At 53.8% G+C, this 12621-nt stretch carries 8 protein-coding genes and 2 pseudogenes; 6 read left to right on the top strand and 4 right to left on the bottom strand.

What is annotated here, in order from left to right:
* Window positions 1-286: 286 nt before the first annotated feature.
* Both ulaG and ulaR read left to right on the top strand, forming a co-directional pair.
* A complete protein-coding gene (ulaG, locus tag K6K13_RS21815; protein WP_222158819.1) occupies window positions 287-1351 on the top strand; it encodes an L-ascorbate 6-phosphate lactonase in 1065 nt (354 codons plus the stop codon).
* Window positions 1352-1528: 177 nt separating this feature from the next.
* Entirely contained in the window at window positions 1529-2284 is a 756-nt protein-coding gene (gene ulaR / locus K6K13_RS21810; RefSeq protein WP_222158818.1) for an HTH-type transcriptional regulator UlaR, read from the top strand.
* Between the two features lie 348 nt (window positions 2285-2632).
* Here ulaR and agp read toward each other — a convergent pair.
* A pseudogene (gene agp, locus K6K13_RS21805) lies at window positions 2633-3887 on the bottom strand (bifunctional glucose-1-phosphatase/inositol phosphatase).
* A 223-nt stretch (window positions 3888-4110) separates the two neighbouring features.
* Between agp and glpE the strand changes: the two are divergent.
* Window positions 4111-4443 (top strand): thiosulfate sulfurtransferase GlpE, encoded by a 333-nt coding sequence (glpE, locus tag K6K13_RS21800; RefSeq protein WP_222158817.1) that lies wholly within the window; start codon window positions 4111-4113, stop codon window positions 4441-4443.
* 43 nt (window positions 4444-4486) lie between these two features.
* On the opposite strand, the gene K6K13_RS21795 is transcribed toward glpE, so the two are convergent.
* The 3 genes from K6K13_RS21795 to K6K13_RS21785 form a co-directional block, all read right to left on the bottom strand.
* Entirely contained in the window at window positions 4487-5785 is a 1299-nt protein-coding gene (locus tag K6K13_RS21795) for an MFS transporter (RefSeq protein ID WP_222158816.1), read from the bottom strand.
* 208 nt (window positions 5786-5993) lie between these two features.
* Window positions 5994-6917, bottom strand: a complete 924-nt coding sequence (locus K6K13_RS21790) for a dihydrodipicolinate synthase family protein (protein WP_222158815.1) — start codon at window positions 6915-6917, stop codon at window positions 5994-5996.
* Window positions 6918-6964: 47 nt separating this feature from the next.
* On the bottom strand, window positions 6965-8230 hold the full coding sequence (locus K6K13_RS21785; protein ID WP_222158814.1) for a PfkB family carbohydrate kinase: 1266 nt from the start codon (window positions 8228-8230) through the stop codon (window positions 6965-6967).
* A gap of 255 nt (window positions 8231-8485) precedes the next feature.
* Here K6K13_RS21785 and glpG point away from each other — a divergent pair, with 255 nt between their 5' ends.
* The 3 genes and pseudogenes from glpG (at window position 8486) to malP (ending at window position 12618) form a co-directional block, all read left to right on the top strand.
* Window positions 8486-9313, top strand: coding sequence for a rhomboid family intramembrane serine protease GlpG (gene glpG / locus K6K13_RS21780; protein WP_222158813.1), 828 nt, complete (start codon window positions 8486-8488; stop codon window positions 9311-9313).
* 94 nt (window positions 9314-9407) lie between these two features.
* Window positions 9408-10166: a DeoR/GlpR family transcriptional regulator gene (locus K6K13_RS21775; RefSeq protein ID WP_222158812.1), complete on the top strand. Its 759-nt coding sequence runs from the start codon at window positions 9408-9410 to the stop codon at window positions 10164-10166.
* Between the two features lie 43 nt (window positions 10167-10209).
* Window positions 10210-12618: pseudogene (gene malP / locus K6K13_RS21770) on the top strand (maltodextrin phosphorylase).
* Window positions 12619-12621: the final 3 nt, after the last annotated feature.

Raw genomic sequence — 12621 nt, 5'->3', positions numbered from 1 at the left:
GTAATCGTATTGAGATTTTTTTTGATTTTTTGTGATTAAACTCACAATTCTCATGGTGCTTAAGATCATTCAACAAGTATGTTTTATTTTTTACATATTATTCAATGCATTGTGTTTTTTGTGTTTCGCGTTATTTGATCTCTATGTGAATTTTCATGATTTTTTTATCACTTCAAGTGATTGTCAGTGCGATTTAACGGTGATAGATTGACATAAAGTTATCGTTTTTAATCTTTTTATGATTACTTGTGATTTTTTAATTGCCGATTAATGATGAGGTCACGCCATGAGCAAGATAGAAACCATTACCCGCGAATCCTGGATCCTGAGTACCTTCCCGGAATGGGGCACCTGGTTGAATGAAGAGATCGAACAAGAGCAGGTTGCCGCTGGCACCTTCGCCATGTGGTGGCTGGGTTGTACCGGGATTTGGTTGAAATCAGAGGGGGGTGCCAATATTTGTGTCGATTTCTGGTGCGGCACCGGCAAGCAGAGTCACGGTAACCCTTTGATGAAAAACGGGCACCAGATGCAGCGCATGGCGGGGGTGAAAAAATTGCAACCTAACTTGCGCACCACGCCGTTTGTGCTGGATCCGTTCGCTATCCGCCAGGTGGATGCTATTTTGGCGACGCACGACCACAACGACCACATTGACGTCAATGTCGCCGCTGCGGTGCTGAAAAATTGCAGCGCAGAAGTGCCCTTTATTGGTCCACAGAGCTGCGTGGATCTCTGGGTGGGCTGGGGGGTGCCGCGCGAGCGTTGCATTGTGGTGAAACCGGGCTCGGTGATCCGCATTAAAGATATTGAAATCCATGCGTTAGATGCGTTCGACCGCACCGCATTGATCACCTTACCGGTGGAGCAAAAAGCGGCAGGCGTGTTGCCGGATGGCATGGATCTGCGCGCGGTGAACTACCTGTTCAAAACCCCGGGTGGCAATTTGTATCACAGCGGTGATTCCCACTACTCCAACTACTACGCGAAACACGGCAATGAGTATGACATTGACGTGGCGTTGGGCTCATACGGAGAAAACCCGCGTGGTATTACCGACAAGATGACCAGTGCGGATATGCTACGCATGGCCGAGGCGTTGAATGCCAAGGTGGTTATTCCCTTCCACCATGATATCTGGTCGAATTTTCAAGCCGATCCGCAGGAAATTCGCGTGCTGTGGGAGATGAAAAAAGACCGTCTGCAATACGGCTTTAAACCCTTTATCTGGCAAGTCGGTGGCAAGTTTACCTGGCCGTTGGACAAAGATAATCTGGAATATCACTATCCGCGCGGCTTTGACGACTGCTTTACCACGGAACCCGATCTGCCGTTCAAATCTTTCCTGTAGTTCGTTATGTAGCTTGCGATGTAGTACGCGACGTGGCAAACACGTCGCGCTATGCCTGTCATACTTCGACGCGAATTATTGCGGGCATATGATGATTGATGCGCATTTATGATAAATTATGATGTAAACTTTTCACGTCGACGCCATGACGCGCCGCTTCTTGTTACCGGACGACCTATGACTGAATCTCAGCGCCATCATGCCATCATTGATTTTCTGCAACGTCAGGGGCAACTCACCGTCTCCGATCTGATCGTGAATTTTGACGTTTCTCCCGCCACTGCGCGACGCGACATCAACAAACTCAATGAATTGGGCAAACTGCGCAAAGTGCGCAACGGCGCTGAGGCCGTTAACCTGCCGCGCCCGGCCTGGACGCCCCTTAATATCTATCAGGCGCAGAATCTGGATGAGAAGATGCGCATCGCGCAGGCGGCTGCCGCGCTGTGCAACCCCGGTGAAAGCGTGGTGATTAACTGTGGGTCAACGGCGTTTTTGCTGGGGCGGGAGATTGTCGGGCGTGATATTCAGGTGATCACCAACTATCTGCCATTGGCGAATTTCCTGATTGAGCAAGAGCACGAAAGCGTAGTGATCATGGGCGGGCAGTACAACAAGAGCCAGTCGATCACCTTGGCACCTCAGGAAGGGGATGCAAGCTTGTATGCCGGTCACTGGATGTTCACCAGCGGTAAAGGGCTGACGACGGAAGGACTGTATAAAACCGATATGCTGACGGCGATGGCGGAACAAAAGATTCTGAGCTACGTCGGCAAACTGGCGGTAGTCGTGGACAGCAGCAAAGTGGGTCAACGTGCGGGCATGCTGTTTAGCCGTGCCGATCAGATTGACGTGGTGATCACTGGGAAGCATGCTGACGCCACTATCGTAGAGCAACTGCGAGCGCAAGGTGTTGAGGTGATACTGGTATAACAAGTCTTATACTGGGACACTGAATTATCCTTGTGTTTCTGTCAGTCGCGTGAGTGTTTCGTGCGCGTTTACCAACGCCAGTTTCTGCAACCATTGTTGCGCGCCCGACACGAGGCGCTCAATCGCCGCCGCCTCGTGGCTCCAGGCTTTTCGCGATAAATCACGCCGCTGCGCGGTGCCTTCGGCGTTCGTGTCCGCGGATCGGGCCGTTCCCGACGCGTTCCAGACGCGGCGGGAACTTTCGCCGCATCCATGCGGCTCACCCGGCGGCCACGCGCGCCTCAGCGTGATTCTTTACGCGAGCAAAAGACCAAACCCCATCTTCTGCATCGGCCACTACCAGGATCGTTACTGAGTTAGCGCCTTGGTAATTTTCTCGAAATCGTCGAACGAACAGAATCCCTTGTCGTTAGTCGGACACTCGCTGAGTGCTAGCGTCACGCGCTGCGGCGGGTTGGCGCGGTTCAATGGTGCCAGCGTAGCGAGCTGTTCGGTCGATTGATACACGTATTCCACTTTCAACAGCGCCTTGTTACTGGCGTTATCGCGCCAGCGTTGGAACACCACCTTGCCGCCGATCGGCGTGGTTTCCAATTGGTGCGGTAGATGGTACGGTTTCACGCCCAGTGCGGAGAACAGCGACGCGACGTTTGAATCGTGGCCGACCAGGAAGGTGAATTTGGGCTGCTGCTCGCCAAACGAACCGGCCAGCGCTTTGACCAGGTTGGCCGAGACGGCTTTGGCAACCACCGGGGCACTGAACACTACGCTGTTGTAGTACTCTTTGATCGACACCAAATCAGCCAGTTGCTTCTCATCTTTAATGCGTCCCCAGCCGATCTGGTTAATCGGTGTGCCTTCGTAGTATTGCAGAATAAAGGCATCAGCAATCGAGGTGCCGGTTCTCAGCGGACCCACCACACCCGGCTCTTTACCTGCCTCAATCTTCACGTCAGTTTCCTGTGCCATCAGGTCGCACTGTTTATCCTGCTTGCAGTTGGCGGAATCCTTGTAGCGAATGATCTCGGCCATCTGCTGATACACCGGTTTCAGCCGTTCATTGAGCCCTTTCACCCCACCTTCACCGGCTTTTTGATTAATGGAGTCGATGGCCTGTTGTTTAAACGTGGCACTGTCATTGCGGATGATGGGGGTTAAAGGTGGCATCCATCGTCCCCAATTTTTCTTTGTGCACAACTGGCACCAGACAACCGGGGAACGCGCCCACGGCGAAATATTGTGCGGTTGAGATGGTGCGTTGCAGGCTGTTGGCATAAAACGAGACGTCTTTATCCGTCGGACAGGTATCGGCAGCCAGCAGGCGGTTATCTACCAGCCATTCGCTAAAATAGTGGCCGAAATAGGCTTCCAGCACGCCGCCGCGCGTGGTCAGGTAACTGCTGGGGGTATCCCACTGTGGCCAGGCATCGGGCGTGACCTTGCCGAGCGCGCTGCTCGGGCTGGCTAACGGAGCGCGCAAGCCGTGACGACTAAACACCACGACCTGTTCGAGCGTGTAGCCATCCTGTGCGGCGGCTGGGAAAGTGAGCGCTGCGGGCAGTAACAGCGGGAGACAAAACAGTACTTTTCGTTGTAAAGACATAGCGATGCTCCTGGTGAGTGAATAGCATGTGTGCGCCTGACTCGCGTAACGGATGCGTGAAAACGCGATCTTTCTCATCATGGCTCTTTTTTTTGCATAACGAAAAATGTTTTATTACAGAAATGTGACGATTGACTTACCTTACTGAAACAGTAGCATCTCTGTCACAGTGGCGTGCGCTGTGCCGTAATGCCTTTTTTCTTTGTCCCGAGGTGGTATTTGTATGGAACAGTTTGAGTGTCTCAGCATTGAGCAAGCCCATGAGCGCTGGCAGAAACACGGCGTGATGGTGGATATCCGCGATGCGCAAAGTTACGCCACCGGGCATGTGCCGCAGGCGCTGCACCTGACGAATGAAACGCTGTCTGATTTTGTGCGTGACGCTGAACTCGATCAGCCGGTGATGGTGATGTGTTATCACGGGATTAGCAGCCGCAATGCGGCACAATATCTGTTGAGCCTGGGATTTGAGGCGGTATACAGCGTGGATGGCGGCTATGACGCCTGGCAGCGTGATTTTCCGCAAGATGTGGCATCAGCGTCGGACAACGCGTGAAGTGGGACATCCCGACGCCATGACGCGTCGGGATAGTGCAAGGTTAAACCGCCGCCTGAATCGGCTTTTTCACAAAGAAGCCGTAGCTGATGGCCCCCAGCATGAGCAGGAAGGCGCCAAACAGGAAGACGTTGGTAAAGGTGCCCGTGGCATCAAGAATAATCCCCGTGACGATCGGCGCACTGGCCGCGCCGAGGAATCCGCCGAAGTTCTGGATAGCACCCAGTGAAGCCACCTGCGATTTCGGGGCGATATCCGTCGCCAGCTTCCAGATAACCCCTGACGGCATCTGAGAACAGAAATAGCCCAGCGACAGCAGTGCGATACACAAGGTGGTGTCGTGTACGAAGGGGATCGGTGCCACGAAGCAGGCGGCCAGTGCAGCACCGCACACAATCGGGATTTTACGTGCGGTAATGGTGTTGGTACCGCGACGAATCAACCGGTCGGAAATTACACCCCCCACCAACACACCCATGATCCCGGCAAAGAACGGGATGGACGCCACCCAGCCGGTTTTCATCAGGCTGAAGCCGAGCGATCTCTCCAGATAACTTGGCAACCAGGTCAGGTACACCCAAATGGTGAACATGATGGAGAAGTTCCCCAGAATCATGAACCAGGTGGTTTTGTGTTTAAACAGAGAGCCCCAGCTCGCTTTGGGTTGATTCGCTTGTTGCGTCTCAGCGGCTTCCGCGTCGCCGTGGATCTGCACTTCTTCTGCGGGCGTCGGGTTACGGTACAACTTCAGCCACACCAGCAGAATCGGAATACCCGCCAAACCGATGGCGATAAACATGCCGCGCCAGCCCATCGTCAGCAACAGGATAGTCAGGATCGGCGGCGCAACGGCGTTGGCGATCTGTGAGCCGGTATTGATGATGGCGGTGGGAAGTCCGCGTTCATTGCTCGGGAACCAGCGATGGGTGATCTTGATGCCGGAGGTAAAAAACGGTGATTCAGAGATGCCCAGCATCATGCGCAGGCCATAGAACATGGAATAGCCGTTAACGAAACCCGCGAGGATAGTGAACCCTGACCACAAGCCGAGCGCCCAGGAAAACATTTTTTTCGGCCCGAATTTATCGACCAGCCAGCCCGCAGGCAGATTGGCGAGCGCATAGGGCCACAGAAAGGCCGAAAACAGCAGGCCCATCTGGGTGGCGCTAAAGCCGAACTCTTTCGAAATCGTGGTGTTGGCGATACTGAGGTTGGCGCGGTCCAGGTAGTTCACCACGGCGGCGATCAGTAACACCAGAATAATGCTCCAACGCAAACGGGATATTTTTTGCATTGGCGGTGCAACAGCAGCAGGTTGAGATAACGATATTGTCTCTTTCATTTTATTTATTTTCCGTGAGCAGGCTGAGAGGAATCTGCGAATAAACGATTCGCCGTGAGTCTGGCTGTAAGGACGTTGATGTAGGATGCAGGGCGTGCAGTTCTTGCGCCCAATCAGATTGGTCACACACGATCATGCTGAAAATCCACTGGTTTTTTATTTTTCATCGCGGGAATCACAACGTGTTCCCGCGCATTGTTGTTATTTTTTATTGCGCAATTTTTTTCTGATAATGCGCGGTGCCGTGGCGAATCTGGTCGAGGATCACGGTCAATCCCCAGAATTTCTCCAGCACGTCATCCTTGTTGACCCGGCAGTGAATGCTGTCAAAGGTGCCGCGGCGTTGATGGTAAATCTTGGCGTTTTTCGGATAGCCCAACGTTTCAGTGACGGCGGCCAGTGACAGGAAATCGGCCAGTTCATCTGCCAGCGCAGGGTTTTCCTGATGGTGGTGATACAGCCACACGTACAGTTCCGGGTGGAAGTTGGTGAACACGCCGCTGAAACCGCGTGAGCCCGCTTTCATCGCCGGGAAGGCAATGGCGGCATTGGCGTTGATGATATTAAGCGGGGTGTCCTGCACCAGCTTGACGCGACGGGTTACGGTGTCCAGGTCGCAGCTTACGTCTTTCAACACCACGAAACGGCCGGTGTTGGCGCAATAGGTCAGTTCTTCGTCACTCAGCAGGCGGCGATACGGTGCCGGGCACTCATACAGGCCCAGCGGCAGCGAGGCTGGCAGTGCTTCCAGCAGGCTGTTCAGCGTACTGAAGAAGGTGTCGCTGCCGGTTTTCTGCGGATCGAGGTGGTTAGTCACCAGTACCAGCGCATCGATACCGGTTTGCGCCATGGCAGACAGCTCTTCAATTTGTGCGCCGAGGTCGTCACTGATGTGGCCGGAGGCGATCACCGGCACGCGGCCTTTCACATGGTCGACAACGAAACGGGCTACCGCCACGCGTTCTTCCAGCGTCAGGAATTGCATTTCACTGGACTGGCACACGGCAAACAGCGCATCGACCTTGTTTTCCAGATACCAGTCAATCAGGTTGGCCAGGCCGGGATAGTCTACGTCGTTCTGTTCGGTGAACGGTGTAAGCATGACAGGGACGATACCATCGATTTTTTTCATTTTTTATTTCTCCGAATACAGACTGTGCGGGCACGGGCCCGCAGGCATTAACGTTGTGATAAACGCGCGATAACCTGTTGATGTTCTGGCATGTTTGAGGCACCTTCCCGTTCGACTGCCAAAGACGCAAAGGCCGAGGCGTAGGTCGCGGCCTGCACCATGCTTTGTCCGTTAGCCAGTGCGGCGGCAAAGGCACCGTTAAAGGCATCCCCTGCGCCGGTGGTATCCACGCCGAGCGCCGGAAAGGCCGGAATATGTTGGAACTGGTGGCCGTCATACAGCAGCGCACCGCGCGATCCCATGGTAATGATGACGCGCTTGGCACCCATACGTGCAATTTTCAGCGCGGCCTCTTTGGTGCTGTCAAAATCCTGAATGTCGATACCCGACAGCAGTGACGCTTCCGTTTCGTTGGACGTGATCACGTCCAGATAATCCAGATAGGGCAGTATCTCGCTGGAATAGGGGGCCGGATTGAGGATTACTTTTTTGCCCAGCGCATGCGCCAGCTTGATGACGTTCAGGGTGGCGGAGAAGTTATTCTCCAACTGCACCAACTGCACCAACTGCACCAACTGCACCAACTGCACCAACTGCACCAACTGCACCAACAGCACGTCTGACGTTGTTAATTCCGGGGCGATGGCCGCCACTTCATCATCTGTGATGGTTTGGTTGGCACCGGGATATATGGCGATCATGTTCTCGCCGTTTTGCTGTGAGACATAGATGATGGCGTTGCCAGTGGGTTCGGTATCGGATTGATACAGCTTGAAGGCGTGAATATCCGATGACGACAAATGGTCATAGGCAAACTGGCTGAACTGATCGGTGCCGACCTTGGTGACAAAATAGACCTGTGAACCAGCCCGACTGGCGGCCATCGCCTGATTGGCGCCTTTGCCGCCGGGGCCGAGCGCGCTGCCCTGCGCCATGATCGATTCACCGCCTTTGGGAAAACGCGCCACCTTGGCGACGATATCGACGTTGAACGATCCTAAAATACACACCTTGCCGTTCATCTTGTTTCCTTTCTGTTTGCTGGTTTGATGCCGGGTCTGCTTTTCCAGTCGCTTGAGCAGCACTTCAAAATTTTCACTGCGAGGGGCAATCAGTTCAGACTGCAAGCTGCGCCGCACAATAATGGCACCGCCGTAGCAGCGTTGAACCAGATTCAAGCGCGCCAACTCGTTCAAGTCGCTGCGGATCGTCTCTTTGCTCACGGCAAATGCGGTGGCCAGATAATCAACACCGGCACGTTCGTGTTTGGTTAAATAGGCCAGAATTTGATTACGTCTTTCTTCCAGGAACATGGTCACCTCGCTGCTGGATATGAGCCTAAAGGAGCGGCTATGGTTAAAAAGTGACTATTGTCATAGGATAATGGGCAAAACGGAAGCAAACGGAAGTGTGTATGTGGATGATGTTTAGCGAATTACCCACGCCAGCGGTGCTCGTGGTGCGGGCGTCAGGGTAAACCGCCTGTTTATCAGAACAATATTTCAACCCTCTTAATAAAACGATGTGATATTTTTATGACAAATCAATTTGCTAACGGATAAACCACGATGGCAATTCGCCTAACAGCCTTATCTCAGCCACGCTTGGCACAGGCGTTTGTCGACTATATGCAAACGCAGAGTATTCAACTGGAGTTACGCTTCTCTGGGCAGGAAGCAGAGCTCTGGCTGGACGATGAGTCGCGATTGACTGAAGTACAGCAGGCGCTCGACGTGTTCATTCAGAACCCGATGCACCCGCGTTATCAAGCGGCCAGTTGGCAGGCGGGATCAACGTCTTCGCCCCTGCGCTATGCACGTTTCTCCTATTTGCAGACGTTACAGCAGCGCGCCGGACCGCTGACGCTGGGTGTGATGATTACCTGCATTGTCGTTTATCTGTGGATGACGATATTCGGTAACGATCGTGCCATGATGTGGCTCTCTTACCCGGATGTAGGGCAAAAAGGTCAGCTATGGCGCTGGGTTAGCCATGCCTTCCTGCATTTTTCCTTGCTGCACATTTTGTTTAACCTGATGTGGTGGTGGTATCTCGGCGGACCGGTAGAGAAAATTTTGGGGACGCGCAAGCTACTGACCTTGGCGCTGCTCTCTGCGGTTGCCAGTGGTTGGATACAATCATTCTTCAGCGGTATCTATTTCGGTGGCCTGTCCGGCGTGGTGTACGCGTTGATGGGCTATGTCTGGCTATACGGTGAACGCGTGCCGTCGGGCCCGCTGTTCATGCAGCGTGGATTGATGGCCTTTGCATTGTTGTGGTTGATCGCCGGATATTTCGATATTTTAGGTCTACGCATTGCTAATGCCGCGCACGTCGTGGGTCTGGTTATTGGGTTGGTGCTGGCTTTTTGGGATACGCAGCAGAAAAAAGCATGATCGCAACCCGGTAGCATCACGGGGTAAGCGTTGCCAGCAGCACAGAGAAGTCTCAACCTGAGGGTTGAGTGGAAACCTGTTTTAGGGGAACAACGTGAGGCAAACACAGCGGCACGACGCCATCATTGAACTGGTGCGTCGGCAGGGATATGTCAGTACCGAAGAGTTGGTCGAGCATTTTGCGGTCAGCCCGCAAACGATTCGCCGGGATCTGAACGATCTGGCGGAGCAGAACAAAATCCATCGCCACCACGGTGGTGCGGCACTGCCTTCCAGCTCGGTGAATACGGCTTACCACGATCGCAAAATGATGTGGTCAGATGAAAAAGCACGTATTGCACGTAAAGTCGCCAGCCAAATCCCGGATGGTGCTACGCTGTTTATAGATATCGGGACAACGCCAGAAGCGGTTGCCTATGCGTTGTTGCAGCCTAAGGATCTGCGGGTCGTCACCAACAACTTGAATGTGGCGACGCTGTTGATGGGAAAAGAGGATTGCAGGCTGATTCTGGCTGGCGGTGAAGTGCGCACCCGGGACGGCGGCATTATGGGTGAAGCGACGCTGGATTTCATTTCTCAGTTTCGTCTGGATTTTGGCATCCTCGGTATCAGCGGCATTGACATGGATGGCTCCTTGCTGGAGTTTGACTACCATGAAGTGCGCACCAAACGGGCCATTATCGAGAATTCCCGCTGCGTCATGTTGGTCACCGATCACTCCAAATTCGGTCGCAATGCGATGGTGAATCTGGGCAATATGGACCTGATCGACTATCTTTTTACCGATCAGCTACCACCACCCAGCGTAATGAAAATCATTGAACAACATAAGGTGCAGTTGGAGTTGTGCTGAGCCAGACGTGCCTTTTTCTGATTGATAACAGGGGAGAGGCACGATGGGAAAGCTGTCATTGAACCGCACGCTGTTTATTGCTGCATTGCACCGCCAACGACAATACTATGGCGTGGCGGCGCTGACCTGTCTCAGCGCCCAGCAGCAGTGGCATGCTGTCAGTACTGCACTGGCGGAGCAGCTTGCCGCTCACCCGATAACCCCTCCCGATTCGCCGCCAGGCCGTCATGTTAACTACCTCTCCATGGAATTTTTACCGGGTCGTCTCACCGGCAATAACCTGATTAACCTGGGATGGCACTCTGCCGTATCAGAGGTTCTGGCAGAGCAGGGGCTTAACCTTAGCGATGTACTGGAAGGCGAGACTGACCCGGCATTGGGTAACGGAGGATTAGGGCGTCTGGCTTCCTGTTTTCTGGATGCCATGGCGACGGTGGGGCAGCCGGCGATGGGCTACGGGCTGGACTATCAGTACGGCCTGTTCCGCCAACGTTTCGAAGCATGCCAGCAGCATGAGTACCCTGATGATTGGCAGCGCGATGCGTACCCCTGGGGGCGACCGCAGCCTGAACTGAGCGTGAAGGTCGGTTTCGGGGGAGCTATCGAACAGCGCGATGGAGAGGAAGAAAAATGGCAGCCCGCCTTTTATTTTCGCGGTGAGGCGCGTGACGTGCCGGTGCTAGGCTATCAAAACGGCGTGGTGCAGGTGTTGCGGCTCTGGCACTCTACGGCGGAAACTCCTTTTGATCTCACGGCATTCAACGCCGGGCGCTATCTGGACGCGGAGCGCGCCGGTGTGTCAGCGGCGAGCCTGACGAAAGTGCTTTACCCGAATGACAATCATGCCGCTGGCAGGCGTTTGCGTCTGATGCAGCAATATTTTCAGTGTGCCTGCGCTGTCGCAGACATTGTGCGGCGGCACCTTCAGGCCGGGTGGGCGTTGTCAGCGCTGCCGGAACGGGAGGTGATTCAGCTCAACGACACACACCCGACGCTGGCTATTCCGTAATTGTTGCGCGTGTTGTTGGATGAACATCATCTGGGTTGGGACGAGGCGTGGGACATTACCCGACGTATGTTTGCCTATACCAACCATACCTTGATGCCAGAAGCGCTTGAGCGCTGGCATGACGGCTTGTTCCGTCGCCTGCTGCCGCGCCATTTTGATCTTATCAACACCATTGATACGCATTTCAAAGCGCAGGTGGAACAGCGGTGGGGCGCACAGACACAGCATATCTGGCCGCGTGTCGCGATTCGCTATCAGCGTCAGGTGCGTATGGCAAACCTGTGCGTGGTGGTTTGCTTTGCCGTTAATGGGGTGGCAGCACTGCATTCACGTCTGGTCGTGAGCGATCTGTTTCCTGAATACCATCAACTCTGGCCGCAAAAATTTCATAACGTGACGAATGGCATTACGCCACGCCGCTGGCTAAAGCAGTGCAACCCGGTGCTGTCGGCGCTGCTGGATGACACCGTTGGAACGGCCTGGGCCACGAATTTACCCGTCTTGCGCGCGCTCGAACCGTACGCCAATGACAGTGCGTTTCGGGCGCGTTACCGTGCCATCAAGCAGCAAAATAAAGAAAATCTGACAAACTGGGTACGCCAGAATTTGGCGGTGAAACTGGATCCTCACGCCCTGTTTGACGTGCAGATCAAACGCTTGCATGAGTACAAACGCCAGCACCTGAATGTGCTCCATATTCTTTCACTTTATCGCCAATTGCGTGATAACCCGCATCTGGATATAGTTCCGCGCGTCTTTTTATTCGGGGCTAAGGCTGCACCTGGATATGTGCTGGCAAAAAACATTATCTACGCCATTAATAGCATAGCGGAGAAGATTAATCGGGATAAACATATTAGAGATCGTTTGCGTATACTGTTTATTCCAGATTATCGTGTGTCGCTGGCGGAGCGAATTATTCCCGCTGCCGATGTGTCGGAGCAAATCTCCACCGCGGGGAAAGAGGCCTCTGGCACCGGCAACATGAAGCTGGCATTAAACGGTGCGCTGACAGTGGGGACGCTGGACGGTGCCAATGTGGAAATGGCGCAGGAAGTCGGGGAAGAAAACCTGTTTATTTTCGGGCATACGGTGGATGAGGTTAAAAGCGTGCTGTCACAGGGTTACGATCCACGTGAGGTGCTCAAGCAGGAGCCACAGTTGACCTCATTGTTGGATGAACTGGGCAGCGGTGCGTTTAGCCACGGTGACAAAACGGCGTTTGCGCCGCTACTTGAAAGCCTGCTGGATAAGGGCGATCCCTATCTGTTGTTGGCCGATTTTGCGCCTTATTGCCAGGCGCAGCAGCGTGTGGATGCGCTGTATCGTGAAACGGAGGAATGGACGCGACGGTGTGTGTTGAATACCGCGCGAATGGGTTTTTTCAGTGCCGATCGGGCGATTCATGATTATCAGACGCGCATCTGGCACGCGCGCTGTTGAGGA

The organism is Symbiopectobacterium purcellii (assembly GCF_019797845.1).
Taxonomy (GTDB): domain Bacteria; phylum Pseudomonadota; class Gammaproteobacteria; order Enterobacterales; family Enterobacteriaceae; genus Symbiopectobacterium; species Symbiopectobacterium purcellii.
This window is presented reverse-complemented; position numbering and strand designations above follow the sequence as displayed.